The sequence below is a fragment of the Chryseobacterium sediminis genome, assembly GCF_008386505.1.
GTDB classification, from domain to species: Bacteria; Bacteroidota; Bacteroidia; order Flavobacteriales; family Weeksellaceae; genus Chryseobacterium; species Chryseobacterium sediminis.
In genome coordinates, this window is the sequence record NZ_VUNZ01000002.1 from 239,302 (window position 1) to 261,480 (window position 22,179).

16 protein-coding genes are annotated in these 22,179 nt (G+C 37.2%); 14 read left to right on the forward strand and 2 right to left on the reverse strand.

What is annotated here, in order from left to right:
* Nucleotides 1-180 precede the first annotated feature (180 nt).
* From FW780_RS13180 to FW780_RS13245, 14 genes are all read left to right on the forward strand, one after another.
* On the forward strand, nucleotides 181-786 hold the full coding sequence (locus FW780_RS13180) for a tetratricopeptide repeat protein (RefSeq protein WP_149834015.1): 606 nt from the start codon (nucleotides 181-183) through the stop codon (nucleotides 784-786).
* 165 nt (nucleotides 787-951) lie between these two features.
* Complete coding sequence (locus FW780_RS13185) at nucleotides 952-3,024, forward strand: T9SS type B sorting domain-containing protein (RefSeq protein WP_149834016.1); 2,073 nt, start codon at nucleotides 952-954, stop codon at nucleotides 3,022-3,024.
* Between the two features lie 101 nt (nucleotides 3,025-3,125).
* A complete protein-coding gene (locus tag FW780_RS13190) occupies nucleotides 3,126-5,273 on the forward strand; it encodes a T9SS type B sorting domain-containing protein (protein ID WP_149834017.1) in 2,148 nt (715 codons plus the stop codon).
* A gap of 156 nt (nucleotides 5,274-5,429) precedes the next feature.
* Complete coding sequence (gene dnaB / locus FW780_RS13195) at nucleotides 5,430-7,016, forward strand: replicative DNA helicase (protein ID WP_047376434.1); 1,587 nt, start codon at nucleotides 5,430-5,432, stop codon at nucleotides 7,014-7,016.
* A gap of 65 nt (nucleotides 7,017-7,081) precedes the next feature.
* The gene (gene rnhA, locus FW780_RS13200; protein ID WP_149834018.1) at nucleotides 7,082-7,558 is read left to right on the forward strand and encodes a ribonuclease HI; all 477 of its coding nucleotides are present in this window, start codon (nucleotides 7,082-7,084) and stop codon (nucleotides 7,556-7,558) included.
* A gap of 164 nt (nucleotides 7,559-7,722) precedes the next feature.
* A complete protein-coding gene (locus FW780_RS13205; RefSeq protein ID WP_149834019.1) occupies nucleotides 7,723-9,981 on the forward strand; it encodes a T9SS type B sorting domain-containing protein in 2,259 nt (752 codons plus the stop codon).
* 157 nt (nucleotides 9,982-10,138) lie between these two features.
* Nucleotides 10,139-12,397 (forward strand): T9SS type B sorting domain-containing protein, encoded by a 2,259-nt coding sequence (locus tag FW780_RS13210; RefSeq protein WP_149834020.1) that lies wholly within the window; start codon nucleotides 10,139-10,141, stop codon nucleotides 12,395-12,397.
* Nucleotides 12,398-12,518: 121 nt separating this feature from the next.
* Entirely contained in the window at nucleotides 12,519-13,145 is a 627-nt protein-coding gene (locus FW780_RS13215; RefSeq protein WP_149834021.1) for an NAD(P)H-dependent oxidoreductase, read from the forward strand.
* A gap of 32 nt (nucleotides 13,146-13,177) precedes the next feature.
* Nucleotides 13,178-14,749 (forward strand): L-aspartate oxidase, encoded by a 1,572-nt coding sequence (gene nadB / locus FW780_RS13220; RefSeq protein ID WP_149387643.1) that lies wholly within the window; start codon nucleotides 13,178-13,180, stop codon nucleotides 14,747-14,749.
* A 12-nt stretch (nucleotides 14,750-14,761) separates the two neighbouring features.
* Nucleotides 14,762-15,622 carry a carboxylating nicotinate-nucleotide diphosphorylase gene (gene nadC, locus FW780_RS13225; RefSeq protein WP_149834022.1) on the forward strand — a complete coding sequence of 287 codons (861 nt, stop codon included), beginning with the start codon at nucleotides 14,762-14,764 and terminating at the stop codon, nucleotides 15,620-15,622.
* Nucleotides 15,623-15,840: 218 nt separating this feature from the next.
* Entirely contained in the window at nucleotides 15,841-18,423 is a 2,583-nt protein-coding gene (locus FW780_RS13230) for a TonB-dependent receptor (protein ID WP_149834023.1), read from the forward strand.
* Between the two features lie 86 nt (nucleotides 18,424-18,509).
* Nucleotides 18,510-18,941 (forward strand): hypothetical protein, encoded by a 432-nt coding sequence (locus FW780_RS13235; RefSeq protein ID WP_089692819.1) that lies wholly within the window; start codon nucleotides 18,510-18,512, stop codon nucleotides 18,939-18,941.
* A gap of 67 nt (nucleotides 18,942-19,008) precedes the next feature.
* A complete protein-coding gene (locus tag FW780_RS13240) occupies nucleotides 19,009-20,001 on the forward strand; it encodes an aspartate-semialdehyde dehydrogenase (RefSeq protein WP_149834024.1) in 993 nt (330 codons plus the stop codon).
* Between the two features lie 58 nt (nucleotides 20,002-20,059).
* Entirely contained in the window at nucleotides 20,060-21,055 is a 996-nt protein-coding gene (locus tag FW780_RS13245) for a cation diffusion facilitator family transporter (protein ID WP_149834025.1), read from the forward strand.
* Nucleotides 21,056-21,068: 13 nt separating this feature from the next.
* Here the strand turns inward: FW780_RS13245 and FW780_RS13250 are convergent, their stop codons facing one another.
* Together FW780_RS13250 and xrtF are read right to left on the reverse strand one after the other, a co-directional pair.
* The gene (locus tag FW780_RS13250; protein ID WP_149834026.1) at nucleotides 21,069-21,509 is read right to left on the reverse strand and encodes an exosortase F system-associated membrane protein; all 441 of its coding nucleotides are present in this window, start codon (nucleotides 21,507-21,509) and stop codon (nucleotides 21,069-21,071) included.
* Nucleotides 21,496-22,026, reverse strand: coding sequence for an exosortase family protein XrtF (gene xrtF, locus FW780_RS13255; protein ID WP_149834027.1), 531 nt, complete (start codon nucleotides 22,024-22,026; stop codon nucleotides 21,496-21,498). Before xrtF ends, FW780_RS13250 begins: the two co-directional genes overlap by 14 nt.
* Nucleotides 22,027-22,179 lie beyond the last annotated feature (153 nt).

Below are 22,179 nucleotides of genomic sequence, written 5' to 3' on the forward strand. Positions count from 1 at the left end.
CAAAGGATTAAATCCCAAATATTCAGTAAAATCATTAATATCTTTACGACGTCTGTATAATTTAACTTAAATAGCAAAATACAATATTATAAATCAATATATTACTTTCATTAAATATATCTTAAAATCTTTAATTTAACGTTAATAATTTTTTATATTTGCTTGATAAAATATCCCCCTATGTATAAACTTTTACTAATTTTGAGTTTTTTCGTCACAGGTTCGCTGATGAATGCCCAATTTTTTTCAGATCAAACCTTACAGCAATCTGTTTTACAGCTGAATAATGCAAAAACAGAAAATGACTATGATACTCTTTTTTCTAGGTTTTCAGAGGCTAAAACTTCAGAAAAATGGCAGGCTGATTATTATGCAGCTGCAACATTGTATCTTAAAACAAATTTCCTTTTAAAGAACAGCCCGAACAGCCCTCTTGGAGAGTCTAATGAATCTGCCAGAAAGCTGGCTATGCAGGCCCTTGCTTCTGAGAAGAGCAACGGAGAAATAAATGTTCTTCTTGGCCTTATCCACTTTCAGAAAATCAGGATAAAAACAGCTGCAGATCCTCAAAAGGAATTAAAGACAGCTACAGGTTTCATGACAAAAGCTGAAACCACTGTAAAGAATAATCCAAGACTTTCTTTCTTAAAAGCTGAAATGGCTGAAAAGCAAGGTAACAAGGCGGAAGCTATTAAGTTTTACCAAAAAGCCGTCAAAGAATTTGAAACATCAAACGCCTCGTCCAACTCACCTAACTGGGGAAGACAGCTGATCGGAACAAATTAACAGTAAAAGATGTATGATCTCCTGAGTAAATCGGGCGGTCAGTTTTTATTTTGATACAAAAAGACTTTAATAATAAATATTCACAGAACCATTTTTGTATCAGATGAGACACTACATTTTTTAGTAATTAAACAATTTTACTATTTGTTTTTAAAATCAACTCTTATGAAAAAAGCATTACTTGTTTTCTCAATTATATTTTCTCATCTTTTATTTGCCCAATCAGATTGCCCTACTGCAATGGCAGTCTGCGGAAACTCGGATATTTCATATACTCCAGGTGGGCATGGAGATATCGCAGAAGATCTTGGCGGATGTTTATCTTCCGATGAAAAGTATTCTGTTTGGTACTCATTTACGGTAGCTACTGCCGGAACTTTAACTTTTGAAATTATTCCTAACGATCAGACCGATGATTATGACTTCGGTGTATATGGTCCTAATAAATCATGTGGTAGCCTTGGAACCCCAATCCGTTGTTCATACTCGGGACAAAGTGGGAATACAGGTCTTAACATGACAGCAACAGATCTTAGTGAGGATGCTACAGGAGACAAATGGGTGAAATACCTTGACGTATTACCTGGTCAGACTTATTATTTAATTGTAAATAACCACAGAGAGACTGCTAACGGATTCAAATTATCATGGGGAGGGACAGCTACTTTATCTTCACCTTTCACAGATCCGAATATACAGCCTCACCCATTCGTTCCACCGGGAATTCCAGGTGCAAACCCTGCAGATCCAAGAGAAGTAGTAGTGTGTGCAAACCCTGCAACTTTTGATTTCTCTTCATTATCAGCAGGAATTCTTAATGGTAACCCGAACTTCAGCATTAGTTACCATACAAGCCAAAATGATGCATTAACAGGGAACAACCCTCTTATTGGCCCTCAAACAGTTACCCCGGTAGGTGTTTATTTCTATAGCATTAACTATACTGATCCTACTAATCCAAACAGTCCTATTAACAAATGTAGACAGACTGGTAAATTTAAATTTAAAGATGGTACGATCAAGGCAACAAGCGTTACTTTAACAAGCTGTAATAACAACAATGCAGGTACAGCAATGTATGACCTTACTACGGCAGCCGTTTTTGCAGACCCTACTGCAACTAAAAAATATTATTATACTTTATATGATCTGAACAACTCAATCAATGAGATCACTAATATCTATCAGTTTGTTTCTGCAGAAGGTAAAATATATGTAAAAGTTACCTCTGTATTCGGATGTACTGATATTGCAGAGATTACCCTTAAGTTCTATCCGGCAATTATTGCAAAAGATGCAGAATTAAGATCATGTTTTATTGAAGCAAATCCTTCTACAGCTTTATTCAACCTTGATAATGCTGCTGTAATCACACCGCAGGCAGGTATTACGAAGAAATATTTCCCTTCATTAACAGATGCAATAGATGGAACTAATGAAATTTTAAATGCAAATTATGTTGCACCTAGTGGCTTGGTATACGTAAGAGTATCTGACACCAGAGGATGTTTTGTAGTTGTAAAAATTGGTTTAACAGTTATCGCTCCGGTAACTTCCAGTGTTCTGAAAGACAAAATCATCTGTATAGAAGACACTACAACTTTAGATGCCGGTCCTGGATTCAAAAGTTATGAGTGGAGTACGGGAGCTACAACTCAGTCCATCAAAGATGTTGGAGTTGGAATCTACTGGGTAAAATTAAAAACAGGAGAATGTATTGCTACTCAAAAGGTAACAGTATATCCTGCTGATCAGCCAGTGGTAACGAACATTGATGTTTCTAACACTACGTTAACGATCAATGTTATAGGAGGAACACCGGATTACCAGTATTCTATGGATAAAATCATATGGCAGACCTCCAATACATTCTCTAATGTAGCAAGAGGAACATATAAAGTATATGTAAAAGATGCTTATGACTGCGAACCTATTGAAGTTACAATAGTGGTTCCTAACCTAATCAATATGATTACTCCAAACGGAGATGGTGTGAACGATGTTGTAGATTATTCTGCAATTGCAGACAAACAAAATCTAGTATTGAGTATCTTTGACAGATATGGAACAAAAATACACCAGGGAGATAAATCCAACGGATATAAATGGGACGGAACAATTGCAGGGAAGAAGATTCCGACGGGTACGTACTGGTATTCTATAACTTGGAATGAGAATGATAAGAAAAATACTCCGTTCAAGTTTTCAGGATGGATTGTTGTAAAAAACAGAGAATAATACTTATTTAATACGAGAAAGCCGCTTTGGCGGCTTTTTCTTTTAACAAATCATGATAAATTAATTGATCCCAATTTTGTTTAACAAAAATCGTTTCAACCATGAAAAAAATACTACTTCTTTTTATTTTATTAATAACACAAATAGTATATTCACAGTCAGATTGTATCTCAGCAATTCCTATCTGTGGTAACTCTGACATCTCTTATACTCCTTCCGGCCCCGGGAATATTATAGAAATTCTTAACGCAAACGGAGGATGTCTCAGCACCAATGAAAGATATACCGTTTGGTACACTTTCACTGTATCTACACCAGGTACACTTGCTTTTAAAATAAAACCTAACGACCAGGGTGATGATTATGATTTTGCAGTTTATGGTCCTACAGCAAACGGCTGTGCTTCTTTACAGAATGCAGATCACGTTTTCATACAGCCTATAAGATGTAACTACAGCGGTACTCCGGGAGACACAGGTCTTGATCTTACTCTTGCTCCACCTGCTGTATTCCCTACCAATCCTCCTGGTACTACAGCCAGTATGAACAATGGTAAATGGAGTCCTTACATGGATGTATTAGCGGGTCAAACCTATTATTTGGTTATTGATAACTTCAGTAGATCGGTTAATGGTTTTTCTATGGAATGGTCAGGTACTGCGAGCTTAAGTTCAGCATTTAACGATCCTGCTCTTTCTCCTAACCCATTTATTCCTCCTGGAATTCCGGGAGCAGCTCCTAATGATCCAAGCCAGGTGATGGTTTGCGCATTACCTAGCCAGTTTGATTTCACAACTCTTACTGCAGCTATCATTAATGGCAACAGTACCAACTTCAAGGTTACTTACCACAAAACAACCAATGATGCTCTTACAGGAGCAAACCCTCTTACAATAGCAACTGTAGATGGGGTAACAACATACTATTACAGAATTGTATATCAAGATCCAACCAATCCGACCAATCCTGTCAACGGATGTTTTATAACCGGGAAATTTAAGTTTGTGAATGTGGGCATCTCAGCCAATACCGCTACTTTATATTCTTGTAATAACAATGGAGCCGGTACTGCCAAATATAATTTAACGACAGCCAATATATTCGGCGGAGGCGGAGCAACCATTAAGTATTATACTACGGTTGATGATATGAATGCAGAAATCAACGAAATTACTGACCCTGCCAACTATGTTTCTCCGGAAGCGACTATATATGCAAAAGTAATTTCCACTTTCGGATGTAAAGCAACAACTACCATCAGGCTATTATTCTACCCAACAGTAGTATTAAAAGATGCTGTAATTCAAAATTGTTATATTGATAACGATGTTACCCGTTCAACTTTTGATCTTTCTAAAGCGGATATCGGAGTACCTGTACCAACACCTGCAGGAACGATCATTAAATATTACACATCGGTAGCGGATGCCAAAGCTCAAACCAATCCTATTACAATGCCATTCAATTATCTTTCAGAAAGTAAAACGGTATATGTAAGAGTAGACAATGATAAACAATGTTATTCAATTGCTAAAATAGAACTGGTAGTATTACCTCCTGTAAAATCAGCAGTATTAAAAGATAAAACGATTTGTGCGGAAGCCAAAACTACTTTGGATGCAGGACCTGGATTTGACAGCTATGAATGGAGTACAGGTGAAACTACACAATCTATCAATAACGTAGGGGTAGGAGATTATTTTGTAAAACTTCAGACTGGAAAATGTTTCACTCTTCAGGAAGTGCGCGTACACGCAAGCCTTCAGCCGGTAATTTCAGGGATAGAGATCTCAAATAATAACATTACTGTTACGGCTACAGGTGGAGTTCCTCCTTATAAATTTTCTGTAGACGGTATCAACTGGCAGGATTCCAATACCTTCTCAGGACTTCCAAGAGGTGAGAATACAGTTTATGTAAAGGACACTTACAATTGTACTCCTATTCAGGTGACAGTTACTGTTCCTAACCTTATTAACGCTATCACTCCAAACGGAGACAACGTAAATGATGTTATCGACTATTCTGCACTGGCATACAAGAAAAACCTTGTCTTCATTGTGTATGACAGATATGGAAACAAACTTCATGAAGCCAATAAAATGAGAAATTTCACTTGGGACGGAACTGCTTTCGGTAAGAAAATTCTAACAGGAACTTACTGGTACACGATCTCATGGAACGAAAACAATAAAGACAATACAGAAACCAAATATTCAGGATGGGTATTGGTAAAAAATAAAGAATAAGTTATACTCAATCTTTTCAAAAAAAATCACCTCAAAACGAGGTGATTTTTTTTATCAACAGGATCAATCTCCTGTTTACAGCATTTTCCGAAAGACTGCCAATAAATTGTTGAATACTATTTTTTTATTATTTTTTAAATAAACTATCTTTGCATCATGGCGCAGAAAGAAACATTATCATCCCTGACACACGGAAACTTTGCAAAAGAATTGTCTATTGCGGATGGAAAAATGCCTCCCAATGCAGTGGATTTTGAGAGACTTGTTATCGGAACTTTTTTGATTGACAAAAAAGGTCTTGACCATTCCATTGACCTTCTTACCCCAGAAGTATTTTATGATCCGAGACATCAGGTCATCTTTTCTACCATCCTAAAGCTTTATGAAGGAAATCAACCGGTAGATTTAATGACCATTATCCAGAATTTAAAAAAAGAGGATAAACTAAGCCAGGCAGGCGGTGATCACTACATCATTGATCTTACGATGGGAGTAAGCTCATCTGCCCATATTGAATACCATGTACGTGTAATTCTTGAAAAATATATTTTAAGAAGCCTTATCAATGTTTCTGCCAATGTAATAGATTCTTCCTATAAAGAATCTACCGATGTTTTTGAACTTTTGGACAAAGCAGAACAATCCTTCTTTGAAATCACCAACGGAACGATTAAGAAGGGATTCGATACTGCCAATTCATTGGTAAAGCAGGCAATTGATACAATTAAATCTTTAAAAGACAAAGAGGGACTTTCAGGGGTTCCTTCAGGATTTAGAGATGTAGATAAAGAAACCGGTGGATGGCAGAATTCTGACCTTATCATCATTGCTGCACGTCCCGCGATGGGTAAAACAGCATTCCTTCTTTCTATGGCAAGAAATATTGCAGTAGGACACAAAGTTCCTATGGCTCTTTTCTCTCTCGAGATGGCATCTGTACAGCTGATCACCAGAATGATTGCTTCTGAAACAAGGATCTCTTCTGAGAAATTAAGAAAAGGAACTTTGGATGACGAAGAATGGCAGAGACTATTCTCCAATGTATCTGAGTTGGAAAATGCTCCTTTATATATTGACGAAACCCCTTCCCTTTCCATATTTGACTTCCGTGCAAAATGCAGAAGACTTGTAATGCAGCATGGTGTAAGAATTATCATGGTCGACTATCTTCAGCTAATGACTGCAGGAAGCAGCGGCGGAAAAGGAGTTGGAAACCGTGAACAAGAGATCTCCATGATTTCACGTTCATTAAAAGCCATTGCAAAAGAACTTAACGTGCCGGTGATTGCTCTTTCACAGCTTTCGAGAAGTGTGGAAGCCCGTCCGGGGAAAAGACCTCAGCTTTCTGACCTGAGGGAATCCGGAGCAATTGAGCAGGATGCCGATATTGTATCTTTCATTTTCAGACCGGAATATTATAAAATTACCGTTTGGGATAATGATGAGGAAGGACAGGAGACTTCTACTGAAAACCAGGCCGAACTGATTATTGCAAAACACAGAAATGGTGCTACGGCAGATGTCCGACTATCTTTCTTAAAACATTTTGCAAAATTTGGTGATATTGAAGCAGCAATGGATGGAGCTGGAGGAGGATACCCTTCTAACTTCGGAGAACCTAGTGGCTTTGACAAGATTAAAACGACTATTCAGCCAGGGGCAGCATTTGACCTTCCGGACAGTTCAAAACTTTCCGGCTCATCAATGAATGACTTTGATGATGATGACGATTTTCCGTTTTAAGCTGAAGTTTAAACCAAATTCAGTTTAAACCCACAACCCATAATTCAATTTTTTAAAAAGCAGATTTGAGAATCGAAATTTATACCGACGGGGCTTGCAGCGGAAATCCGGGAAAAGGCGGATATGGAATTCTCATGCGCGTTCCTGAAAAAAATTATCAGAAAACATTTTCCAAAGGGTTTAGAAAAACCACCAACAACAGAATGGAACTCCTGGCAGTCATCACTGCACTGGAAAAACTGAAATCTACAGAAAATGATATCCATGTCTACACAGACAGCAAGTATGTATCAGATGCAATCAACCAAAACTGGATTGCCGGATGGATCAAACGAGGCTGGAAGAATGTAAAGAACCCTGATCTCTGGAAAAAATTCGTTGAGCTGTACAATAAACACACCCCTAAAATGCATTGGGTAAAAGGCCACGCAGGGCACTTTGAAAACGAACTTTGCGACAAATTAGCGGTTGCAGCAGCCAATTCTTCGGATCTCGAAATTGACACTTACTTCGAGAATCTTGATAGTAATTCTCTATTTTAATCTTAATTAAAACAATTCTAAAGCCCCTGCCTAATATTTACCATTTCATCATAAGAAACAAGTTTTATTAAAAAATAATTAAATTTTTTAACAAAATTAACATTAAATACATATTGTTTGAGCGGGATTTAATATCTTTACACTTTAATAAAAGTCCCATCTACATGAATAAAAATCTATTATTGTATTTATCTGTTTTTTTACTCTGTATAGCCGGGAAGTCCTTTGCCCAGACTTATCAGCTTATTGGAAACCCAGTGACGACAACTGGATGGACGATGGTTTCCCCTACTCAGGTAAACACAGATTTTATTCAGCTCACCCCGGATACCAACAACCAATCCGGTTCTATCAGGCTGAATGACCCTATCAATTTAAAATATTGTGACAAATGGAGAGTGGAATTTGATTTCAGAATGGATTCTAACCAAACCTCCAATGGAGATGGAATTGCATTCTGGTATCTTGCCAATCCGCCGGTTGCCAGTGTATTAGGATCAGGTCTTGGAGTATCTCAAAATGCGGTTGGCCTTGTCGTAGGATTTGACACTTACAACAATACCACTACTGCTACAATGAGCAAGGTTCACGTTGCTTACGGACAAGTTCAAAACACAAGTGACACCAATAATGTTGAGTTCTTCAATGTGGCAGGAAGCTCTTTCCACTCCCCAGATCTGAATACAACCCAGCCTTTTCAGGGAACAACTTTTAAACATGTTGAAGTAACTGCACAGGTAGATCCAGCCGCACCTACGAACTGGATCATAAAAATAACAATAGACGGTAATGTAATTTGTAATCAGTCTTTTGCCCCTTCCGGAACGGCTGCGGCTATGACTGTAGGATATTTTGGATTTTCAGCTTCCACTGGAGGTGCAAGATCAAGACATTCTATTAAAAACGTAAAAATTTATACTGATAAAGTTCCTATTTTACAAAACTCAGCTACTCAGTCTTTCTGCCCTAATCCTACTACCGGATTCGGGTCTGTAAACCTGACATCTTTCAATTCGCAATTCGTCAATAATACTTCAAATTATACATTTACGTATTATCCACTGGGAAGTTCTACTCCTATTGCTAACCCTGCCAATTATCAATTCAATGCCAATACAACAGTTACTGTCGTTATCAAAGATAATGCAGGATTGCTCTGTGACAATCCGGATGGTAAGATCTTACTGGTTCTCGCTCCCTTTAAAGCTGAGGATAAAACCATTACGGCATGTAATAACAACAAAGCGGGAACCGCCACTTTCAATCTGAATACAGCAAATGTTACAGGAGTTCCGGGAGCTGTCAAAAAATATTATAAAACGTTAGCAGACCTCAACGCAGATACGAATGAAATTCTAAATCCCGGCAATTATCTGTCTGCTCCGGGAGATGTGTATGTAAAAGTAACAACTCCTCAGGGATGTACAGGTACAGCAAAAATTACACTGGCATTTTATCCTGAAACACCTGTGAAAGAAGCTACATTAAGATCATGTTTTATTGAAAACAATATCACCAGCGCTATTTTTAATCTGAACACTGCGGATGTTACCCCATTAACTAGTGGAGTGACAAAAAAATATTATACCTCCATTGCTAATGCTTTAGACGGAACCAATGAGATCATGAACTCTCTTCAGTATTTATCTACAAGTACTGCTGTGTACGCAAAAGTAACAGATGCCAACGGATGTTTCAATATTGCCAAAATCAACCTTATTGTACTACCACCGGTACCATCTTCCGTTCTGAAAGATAAAACCATTTGTATTGGTGAAAAAACTGATTTGGATGCAGGTCCTGGATTTGATGGTTATGAATGGAGTACCGGAGCAACCACATCATCTGTTAAAGACCTAGGAGTAGGTGTTTATTGGGTGAAGCTTAAAACAGGTAACTGTATCACTACACAAATTGTAAAAATAAATGCTTCTGCAAATCCTGTGATTTCCAGCATTGATATTGACAACAATACGATAACAGTAAATGTTGCTGGAGGAAAACCTCAGTACCAATTCTCCCTGGATGGAGTCAACTGGCAAACAAGCAATGTATTCACCGGATTGGCAAGAGGAGAAGTAAGAGTATATGTAAAAGACTTCTACAATTGTACTCCTATTGAAGTTCAGATTACCGTACCTAACCTGATTAATGCTATCACTCCAAACGGCGATAACGTAAACGACTTCATTGACTACTCAGCCCTTGCTTACAAGAAAAACCTAGTATTCATTGTCTACGACAGATATGGGAATAAATTATATGAGGCTGGAAAAATGAGAAATTTCACATGGGACGGAACGGCTTCCGGTAAAAAAGTTCTTACAGGAACTTACTGGTACACGATCTCATGGAACGAGAACAATAAAGACAATACAGAAACCAAATATTCCGGCTGGGTATTGGTTAAAAACAGAGAATAAATTTAGTATCAGAAACTACCTCATATGGGGTAGTTTCGGTATTAAAAGAATCTTTACCTCCGGAATTGGAAACTAAATATTGCTTTTATGATCAAATTAAAAATGTAACAAAAACAATTTTATATCAAAAAACAAATAACATCATAATCCATCCACTATGAAAAAAAATATACTCATTTTTTTACTCACTCTCTTATTATGCTTGCCGGGAAGTGTATTTTCACAAACATATCAACTTACCGGAAACCCCGTCAATACAACGGGCTGGGATCTTGTCTCTGATGCTATAGTAAGCGGAGACTTTGTAAGACTCACAACCGATCAGACCAGCAGATACGGGGCTGTAAAACTATCCACTCCTATTACCCTGAGCTATTGTGATAAATGGAAAGTGGAATTCGATTTCAGAATTGACGGAAATGGAACCACTCAGTTTGGAAAAGGAGACGGCTTTACCTTTTGGTATCTTGCCAATCCGCCTACAGGATTTGTTTCAGGAGGAGGACTTGGTATCCCGGCAAATGCTTCCGGACTAATGGTTGGTTTTGATATCTTCAATAACACTACCGAGGGCCAAATGAGTAAAGTTCATATTCTTTATGGCACCAATAACACAGCTGGTAACAATATAGAATTCAATACCACTCCGGGAAGCACATACCATTCTCCAGACCTTATTGCTACTCAGCCATTTGTAGGAGACACCTACAGACATGTTGAAGTAAACGGAGAAACAGACCTTACCAATCCAACAAACTGGATTATCAAAGTAAGAATCAACGGTGTACTTATTGTAGATCAGTCTTTTGCTCCTTCCGGAGGTGCAGTAGGAATGTCACAAGGATATTTCGGTTTCTCTGCAGCAACCGGAGGTGCCAGCGCAAGACATTCTATTAAAGATGTTAAAGTTTTCGTAGATAAAGTTCCTATTTTAAGCAATACATTAACTCCTTTCGTATGTACCAATCCCGCAACCGGAAATGGTGTAGTGGATCTTACCTCTTTTAATTCTCAATTTGTTAATAATCCTGGAAACTATATCTTTACTTATTATGTTTTGGGAAGTTCTACGCCTATTGCCAATCCTGCCAGTTTCCAATATTCAGGAAACACCACCATCAAGGTTGTTGTAAAAGACCCTACTTCCACTCTTTGTGATAATGGTGACGGGGTCATTCAGCTTAATCCTACTCCATTTGCCGCAACCGATGCAAGTCTTACGGGATGTAATAACAACAATGCAGGGACAGCGACCTTTGATCTTAATTCTGCAGCTGTAACAACTGTTGCCGGAGTTACCAAAGAATTCTATCCTACCCTATACGACCTGAACAATGGCACGAATCAGATTACAAATCCTTCTGCCTATGCATCTGCAGCAGCAACAATATATGTAAAAGTAACTACTCCTCAAGGTTGCGTAAGCACATCTAAAATCACGCTGAATATTTACCCTGTAGTAGTGGTGAATGACGTTGAAATCAAATCCTGCTTTATTGAAACCAGCCCGTCTATGGCATCCTTTAATCTTACAGGAGCTGTAGTTTCTCAGGGTGGACTTAATAAAGAATACTATCCTTCGTTGGCCGATGCTATCAGCGGAACTAATGCAATCTCCACTCCGGCAACGTATATTGCCCCTAATGGAGTTGTTTATATTAAAGTATTCAGTGCAAACGGATGTTATTCTATTGCTAAAGTTACATTAACAGTAATACCTGCTGTTTATTCAAGAACTTTACTTGACCAGACTATTTGTATTGAAAACACGACAACATTAGATGCAGGAGCAGGGTTCAAAAGCTATGAATGGAGTACAGGTGCTACCACTCAATCCATCAAGAATGTAGGAGTAGGTACTTACTGGGTAAAACTTAAAACCGGAGACTGTATTGCAACACAAAAAGTAACAGTATATCCATCTGACAATCCAGTGGTAACCACTGTTGATATTTCAGGAAGTACTGTAACAGTGTATGCCAATGGCGGAACACCTCCTTACCAGTATTCTATGGATAATATCAACTGGCAGGACTCCAACATCTTTACCAATATTACCAGAGGTGAAGCCAAAGTATATGTAAGAGACGGTTACAATTGTGTTCCTGTTGAAGTTAATATTACGGTACCTAATCTGATCAACGTGATTACTCCTAATGATGACGGTATTAATGATTTTGTTGATTATTCTGCACTGGCCAATAAACAGAATCTGGAAATAGGCATTTTCGACAGATATGGTTACAAAATGTTCCAGGCCGATAAAACCAATGGCTACAAATGGGCAGGTACCACTAATGGAAGTAAAAAAGTTCCTACAGGAAATTACTGGTATTCTGTTTCATGGAATGAAAATAATAAAAACAGTACTCCGATAAAATTCTCAGGTTGGATTGTTGTAAAAAACAGAGAATAATTACACTTTCCATCACATCAAAAGAATCACCCCGCCAGCCGGGGTGATTTTTTGTATTAAGAGGACGGAGATATTTCATTTTAAAGACTCTTTATTCATATTCAATTCTTAAATTTGTCCTATGAATTATTTGGAAGCTTTAAGCAGAAGATATTCTGTAAAAAAATTCAATCATCAGATTATTCCTCAGGAAACTCTTCACAATATTCTTGAGTCAGGAAAGCTGTCTGCCAGCTCTCTGGGACTTCAACCCTATAAAATAGTTATTGTTGAGAGCGAGGAAATGAAGCAGAAATTAATCCCGGCTTTCTATAATCCTTCTCAGATTTCCACCTGTTCTCATCTTATCGTTATCATTTCAAAGAAAATTATTGAAGAGAATTATATCCGGGGATATTTTAATCATATTTCTCAAGTAAGAGATACTCCTGTTGAAACACTGGATCCTTTCAGAAACAGTATTAATCAGCATATCACCCAGAAAACACAGGATGAAATCTTCAACTGGGCAGAAAAACAATCCTACATAGTATTGGCCAATCTGATGTATGCCGCTGCTATTGAAAGTATAGATTCCTGTCCTATGGAAGGCTTCCGCCAGGATCTTATAGAAGAAATTCTGAATATCAATCCCGAAACAGAAAAAGTAACTGTTACCCTCGCTTTAGGCTACCGTTCTGAAGAAGACCATTTTCAGCACATGAAAAAAGTAAGGAAACCAAACGAAAAATTGTTTAAATTTATTTAATCGTTTTAAACGATTGTACCTAAAGCAAGCATATGATAAAAGCGGATGTATTAGTAATCGGTTCCGGCATTTCCGGACTTTCCTATGCCATTAAAGTTTCTGAACAGCTCCCTGATGCCAAAATCATTATTGTAACAAAATCTGATGAAGATGAAAGCAACACCAAATATGCACAAGGCGGTCTTGCAGTAGTTACAGATTCTAAAAATGATAATTTCAGCAAACATATTGAAGACACTATGCGCGCCGGAGACGGTGAAAACAAACGCGATGTCGTAGAAATGGTCGTTACGGAAGCTCCAAAAAGATTTAAAGAAATTGTAGAATGGGGTGCAAATTTCGATATGAAAAACGGTGAATTTGCTCTAGGAAGAGAAGGAGGTCATACTGAAAACAGAATCGTACACCATAAAGATATTACAGGTTTTGAAATCGAACGAGCTTTGCTGGAAACAGCTAACAACAGCCCGAATATTGAAATTCTCGACCATCATTATGTAATTGATATTATTACACAGCACCATGTTCCCGGAAAAGAACTCAACGAAGGGGATATTCATTGCTATGGCGCTTATATTCTGGATGAAAAATCCAAAACCATCAAAAAAATCACTTCTAAAATAACATTGGTAGCCACAGGAGGCGCAGGACATGTTTATAAAAACACAACCAATCCCACAATTGCTACAGGAGACGGAATTGCTTTCGTAGCCAGAGCAAAAGGAAACGTGTCCAATATGCAGTATTACCAGTTTCATCCGACAGCTTTGTACAGCAAAATGGACGGAATGCTGTTTTTAATCTCGGAAGCCGTTCGTGGTGACGGAGCAAAATTAAGAACCAAAAGAGGCGAAAAATTCATGCATAAGTATGATGAACGTGAAGAATTAGCCTCAAGAGATATTGTTGCAAGAGCCATCGATGCCGAAATGAAAATTACCGGAGACGAATTTGTGGGCTTAGACTGCAAGGAAATGAACCATGAAAAATTCTTAGAACATTTCCCCAATATTTATAAAAAATGCAGAGACGAAGGAATTGATCCCTTCACTCAATTAATCCCTGTTGTACCGGCTTGCCACTATTTAATGGGAGGTATTGAAGTAGACAGAGATGGGCAGTCCTCCATCAGAAATCTTTTTGCGGTGGGTGAATGTACCAACTCAGGGCTTCACGGAGCCAATAGACTTGCTTCCAATTCATTGCTTGAAGGTTTGGTTTTCGGACACAATGCAGCCATGAAAACAGTAGCTCTTCTGAATGAAAACAGTTTCAACTTTGATGATCTGAAAGCCGTTCCGGAATGGAATGAAGAAGGAATGAAAATCATGGACGAAATGGTAATTGTCAGCTATCTCAGAAAACAGCTTCAGGAAATGATGAGCGATCTGGTAGGTATTGTAAGAAGTAACAGACGTCTGAATATGGCACTTCAGAAACATCAGGAGATTGCTGCTGCTGTAGATGAAATTTACCACTACTCTATTCTTTCACCACAATTATCAGAATTAAGAAACTTAACAACCGTTGCCCACCTCATCATTACCCAATCCATGGAAATGACCGAAAACAAGGGAGCATTTTATAATAAAGATTTAGCCTAAAAGCATCACAAAATGAAAAGACCAAGCTACGTAACAGATAAAGCATTAAAGACATTCATAAAAAATGCTCTTGAAGAAGATATCCAGGATGGAGACCACTCTACTCTATCTACCATTCCACAGGATCTTGTACAAAGTGCTAAGCTTTTAGTAAAACAGGACTGTATTCTTGCAGGTGTTGAACTGGCAGAAATCATTTTCAAGACTTTTGACAAAAACCTGAAAGTAGAAGTCTTTATTAAAGATGGAACTCCTTGTAAATTCGGAGATATAGCACTTATTGTAACAGGAAGTGCAAGATCTATCCTTTCCACAGAAAGGTTTGTTCTTAACTGTATGCAGAGAATGAGTGGTATTGCCACCCTTACCCACGACTGGGACTCAAGATTAGTAGGTACAAAAACTAAACTTTTAGATACAAGAAAAACAACTCCCAACTTCAGAATGTGTGAAAAATGGGCAGTGGCCATAGGGGGAGGAACCAATCACAGATATGGTCTTTATGACATGATTATGCTGAAAGATAATCACATCGACTACAATGGAAGCATCACCAATGCAGTGGCAATGGCAAAGGATTATGTTAAAAAGAACAAGAAGAAGTTAAAAATAGAGGTTGAAACAAGAAACCTTGAAGAAGTTCAGGAAGCCATCAATGCAAAGGTAGACAGAATCATGCTTGATAATATGGATGTAAAAACCATGAAACAGGCTGTAAAAATGATCAACGGTTCATGTGAGTCTGAAGCTTCCGGTGGAATTACCCGTGATATGCTTAAAGAAATTGCTTCAACAGGAGTAACATTCATCTCCGTAGGAGCCCTTACACACTCTGCTGAGAATATAGATTTGAGTCTCAAAGCAGTGAAATAGCGTTGAATTTTTAACAAAAACACCCCCACTTTGTTAAAAATTTAATAACATGACTTTTTTCATAAAAAAATTCAATTTTTAGTCATAATACTGGTTTTTAACACTTTAACATTATTAAGACTGATTAAAAATTAACATTGAGTTAATAATAGTTAAATTTTATTTTGCGAATTTTGCAGAAAATTAAATCTAATTATTACTAATTATTACTAACGATTATGAAATTAATCAACAAATCGATACTAACTGCGGTTATTACATTATCTACAGCTAGTGTTTATTACGCTCAACAAGTTCAGGACACGGTTCAAAAGTCCAAAGATATTGACGAGGTAATCTTAAGAGGTGTTACGGATATCGCTAAAGATAGAAAGACACCAGTTGCAGTATCTACAATCAAAGCAGCTCAAATCCTTGAAAGACAAGGAAACCAGGAGTTGGTAGAATTGCTAAACACAACACCATCTGTATATGCTACAAAAGGTGGTGGTGGATTTGGAGATTCTCAGATCACTATGCGTGGTTTTGAATCCAGAAACATCGCAGTAATGGTAAACGGTATGCCTGTAAATGACATGGAGGGTGGTACTGTTTATTTCTCAAACTGGACTGGACTATCTGACGTGACTAGTACTATGCAGGTACAAAGAGGGCTTGGCTCTTCTAAATTAGCAATTGCTTCTGTAGGAGGTACTATGAACTTCTTAACAAAATCAGCAGATATGAAAAGAGGTGGGATTCTTAGATTTGGAGTTGGTAACAATGACTATCTTAAAACCTCTTTTGCTTACAACACAGGAAAATCTGAAAATGGATGGTCATCTTCCATCTTAATGAGCAGACAGGCTGGTAGCACTTATATAGAAAATACACAATATGAATCTTATGCTTATTATTTTGCATTAGGATGGGAGCCAAATAAAAAACACAACTTCCAGTTTACCCTAACTTCTGCACCTCAATGGCATAATCAGAGAACATTCTCTCCAACAATCCAAAATTATATCAAGTACAATCCTGATCATGATGGAACACCATACAGACAGTATAACTCTGACTATGGTTACTACACTGATGCAAATGGAAATAAAGTATCATTGGCTAACAGAGCAAACTATTACTCTAAGCCTGTTATGATGTTAAACTGGGACTGGACAATGAGTGAGAAATCTAAGTTAAGTACAGTTTTATATATGTCTAACGGTAGAGGTGGTGGAACCGGTGAACTAGGTAGAGTTGGCGGAAAAGGAATCACTGATGCTTCTTTCCTTGATACAGAAGGTCACTTCAACTACGATGCTATTTTTGCTGCAAACAAAGCTGTTAACGTAAATACTGCAGGTGCAGGTAGTACTTTGATCCGTAGATCAAGTATCAACTCTCACAACTGGTATGGTATCTTGGCAAATTTCCAACATAAAATTAATGACAACTGGAACTTCTCAGTAGGTACAGATGACAGATATTACTATGGATACCACTATCAAGTAGCTTCTGACTTATATGGAGCTTCAGGATATAAGGATAGCAACAACAAAAATATTGCACCTAATATTGTTAACAAAACTTATGACTATCAACAGCTAGCTTGGAATCCTTTCGGAGGAAAAACAGCTCCTATCCAGGATCAGATTGGTTATAGCAATGACGGTGAGGTTATCTGGTACAGTGGTTTTGGTCAGGTTGAATTTACTAAAAACGACTTCTCTGCATTCTTACAGGGATCAGTTTCTAACCAAGGATACCAAAGAATTGATAACTTTATTCAAGATGGTGTAACGAAACAACAAGGACAGGTTGTTAATACAAAAACTGGATTCAAAAACCTTTTTGGATATAACATTAAAGGGGGTGCTAACTATAACATCAATGCAAATCACAATGTTTTCGCAAATGTTGGATATTATAGCAAACAACCATTCTTCAACTCTGTATACCCAAGTAACTTCCAGGTAGTTAACCCAACTTTAACTAACGAAAAAATCTTCTCTGCAGAAGTTGGATACGGTTTCAGATCTCCAAAATTCAGTGCAAATGTTAACGTATACAGAACTCAGTGGGGAGACAGATGGTTAAGAAGAACAAACCAGACATTTACTCTACCTGACAATACAACAACTACAGGATACGCAGAAATCAGTGGTATTACTGAAATTCACCAGGGAGTTGAATTTGATGCTGTTTACAGACCAACAAATTTCTTAGAATTCCAAGGTATGTTCTCATGGGGAGATTATTATTATAAAGGAAATGCTACAGGTGCTGCTTTTGATGATAACAACAACCCACTTACATTAGCCGGAACTTCTACATCAACAACTCTTTACTTAGATAAAGTAAAAGTAGGAGGAACAAGCAACAACAGTATTCCTCAGATGACTGCATCATTAGGTGCTACTGTAAAACCAGTAAAAGATCTTAGCATCTTCGGAACTTGGAGATATGTAGGTAAACTTTATTCTTCAATTGATATTGCAACATTCTCTAATCAGGCTGCACAAGATAAAGGAGTAATGAAGTTACCAGATTTCAACCTGTTTGATGTAGGATTCTCTTACAAAATCAGACTAAGAGACAGCGCTCAATATTTCACTATTGGTGCTAACGTTTATAACTTATTTGATACTACTTATATTTCTGATGCTTCAACAAACGTATTCACAAAAACAAGTGATCAGTTTGCTACAGCAGCTCAATATGAGGCTTATCAGTCTACATTATACAAAGGAATTGACCCATCTAACAGAGTTCTTTTCGGATTCGGAAGAACATGGGCAGCTAACTTGTCATTCAACTTCTAATAATATCACAATATTAGATTTTATAAATATCAATCCCGGCTTTGAGCCGGGATTTTTGTTATCTTTGTGTACAAAAAAATAGGATTATGGATTTTTACAACATTTTACTTAATGCCCACAAAGGTTTCGGGTATCTTGAAATTCTTTTGGTAACATTATTCATCATTGCACTTTTAGCAACCATGTTTGGTTTCAGTGGAAAAGTGAACAAATTTTTGAAGAAGACTACTCTTTTCACGATGATTTTCTTCCACGTTCAGTTTTTATTAGGAATCATTATGTTGATCACCACTTTCAGCAAAGGATTAAACATGGGAGAAGTAATGAAAAATGCAGCATTGAGATTCCAATATGTTGAACATCCATTCTCTATGCTTATTGCAGCAGTTTTGATGACAATCGTTAACAAAAAAGTAAAATCTAATGATACTATTTCTCTTGGAGTAGTAATTATGGGATTGATTGCAGTAGGTTTATTTGCATTCGCGTTCCCTTGGACAAGAGTCTTTGGAGCTTAAAAAAGATAAAGAAATTATATGTGTTATAATTTATAAATAGTTTAATCTTAAATTTTTAATTAAATCAATGAAAGTAGCTGTAGTAGGTTCAACAGGAATGGTTGGACAAGTTATGCTTAAAGTTTTGGAGGAGAGAAACTTCCCTGTAACAGAATTAATCCCGGTAGCATCCGAAAGATCTGTAGGCAAGAAGGTGAAGTATAAACAGAAGGAATTTACCATCGTAAGCATGAAGGACGCTATAGCTGCCAAACCGGATATTGCAATCTTCTCTGCAGGTGGTTCTACTTCTCTTGAATTTGCTCCTTTGTTTGCAGAAGCAGGAATCACAGTAATTGATAATTCTTCAGCATGGAGAATGGACCCTGATAAAAAATTAGTAGTTCCTGAAATCAATGCTGATGTTTTGACAAAAGAAGATAAAATCATTGCAAATCCGAACTGTTCTACCATTCAATTGGTAATGGTTCTGGGACCTTTGAACAAAAAATATGATTTAAAAAGAGTAATTGTTTCTACTTACCAGTCTGTAACAGGAACAGGGAAAGCTGCTGTAGACCAATTAAATGGTGAAATCAGCGGCGATGATTCTGTCGCGAAAGTATATCCTTATCAGATTTTCAAAAATGCATTGCCACACTGTGATGTATTTGCTGATGATGATTATACCAAAGAAGAAATCAAACTGATGAAGGAGCCTAAGAAAATTTTAGGAGACGATACCTTCAACCTGACAGCAACAGCAGTAAGAGTTCCGATTCAGGGAGGACATTCTGAAAGTGTAAATATTGAATTTGAAAATGAATTTGAACTGGATGAAGTAAGAAAAATCTTATCTGAAACTCCTGGCGTAATCGTAATGGATGATGTGAAAAACAACCACTACCCGATGCCTTTATATTCGGAAGGAAAAGATGAAGTCTTCGTAGGAAGGATCAGAAGAGATCTGTCACAGCCTAAAACGCTCAACCTCTGGATTGTTGCAGACAACCTGAGGAAAGGAGCAGCAACAAACGCTGTACAAATTGCAGAATACCTTGTAGCAAACAACTTAGTATAAACTAACAAAATAAAAAAGAGTCTCAAAATTGAGATTCTTTTTTTTATCAAACTCAAATATGAATACCCAGAAAAATGCCCACAAAGAGAAAATAGGATTCCAAAAGCTTATCGCAATGTTTGGAATTATCCTTTTTATCGGAAAGATTATTGCCTGGAAACTCACCAATTCTGATGCTGTATTTTCTGATGCCATGGAAAGTATCGTCAATGTTATTAGTGCATTCATGGGGCTTTATTCACTCCATCTTGCCGCTAAGCCTAAAGATGAAGACCATCCATACGGCCACGGAAAAGTAGAATTTGTGACTTCCGGTATTGAAGGGGCTCTTATCGCTATTGCCGGTATTATGATTATTTATGAAGGGATTCATAGCCTTATTGTAGGAAAAACCCTGAGTAAAATAGATCTTGGGATATGGATTATTGCTGCCACTGCAATTATCAATTATTTGTTAGGATACATTTCAATAAAAAAAGGAGAAAGAGAGAATTCTCTGGTTCTTATTTCATCCGGTAAACATCTTCAGTCTGATACCATTACCACATTAGGAGTAGTTGTCAGTTTAGTGATTGTTTATTTTACTAAAATTTATTGGCTGGATTCAGCAGTAGCGTTATCATTTGGGCTTTATATCATCTTCGTAGGCTATAAAATCGTCCGTAAATCTTTAAGTGGTATTATGGATGAGCAGGATCCTGAAATATTAAATCAGGTTATTAGAATCCTTGAAGGAAACAGACAAATAGAATGGATTGATGTACATAATATGAAAATACAGCAATTCGGTTCTTCCTTACATATTGATGCCCACATTACCCTTCCGTGGTACTATGATCTTCGTGATGCCCATAATGAGATGGAAAAGGTAATTAAACTCCTTGCTAAAAACATGAAACGCAGTATTGAGTTCAATTTTCATATGGATGACTGTAAACCTATCTCTTGTCCGGTTTGTCAGATTAAAGACTGCCCTGTCCGCGAAAAAGATTTTATCAAACGAGTAGAATGGACTCCGGAAAATGTAACCAGTGTAGATAAACATACCGTATAATAGAGAAATTCACTTATCTGCCCTCTTTATCCATCATCTGTTTTCTATAATAAAACATCGGGACAATCAGTAGAATAATCAAAGGCTGTATCACAAACCTCCTCATATAAAAAGAAAAAAGATAGCCTACTTCAAATTTATCATGAATACAATACAGGTAAATCGGCAGAGAGATCATAAACACGATAACCATCATTACAAGCCCTTGTAATGTCCATTGTTTGTTTTTAAAAAAACCATAAATAATCAGACAGGAAAACAAAAGATTTAAAACAAATCTAAACAGATGTCCGCCGATCAGTTTTCCCCATTCAAATTCTGGGAATGCAATGTTTTTATTCGCTTCATGGAAGTAACCAAGGAAAGGATCATAAAAAAGAGTATCCTCCAGAACCCTTACCCCTATCAATCCGCAGATTCCTGCAATCACCAGAAGCCAGTTAAGAATTTTCATGTTTTAACGCAAAAAATTTAATCCAGACCAGCCAAAGTACAACGACAGTTCCATAAATAATGGCAGGAAAAATAAAATCATGGAACATTTTACCGTACTCCTTATGATCTGTCATGACAATATTCAATCCTACGATTCTCAGAAGATTCATGATATACAGTATAATCAAACCTGCCCCAACAAAGACAAAGGTTTTCATTCCTTTATAAAAAGCAAAAACGAAAGAGACAAACAGAATGATAACAGAAACAGCATTGCAGCCTTCCACCATTCTCGTCTCATACCGTTGTTTTACATAAAACCAAACCTGCTCATTCTTCACATCATCATAAAGTTCCGTAGGATAACCTATACTGTTCTGCAAAGCAGCCACCTGATTGGCAATTATTCTTGAAAAAGAATCCAGCCCGGAGTCCTTACCACTATTCAGGTAGTACTGATACGCAAAAAGCAGTACCAGATAAATAATAATGAAACGCAATAAGATACCTAAAACAGGTTTAAAGTCTTTCAGCATTCTGCAAAGATAAAAATTAGCCTGTAATATCCTGAATTTGAATAAAGAAACTTAAAAAACACCCACCACATCTTTCGATTATGGGACATAATGCTTAAAGATTTTCTTTAAAACACTCAGTAAAATAAATATTCAACACTTCTTTCATACCTT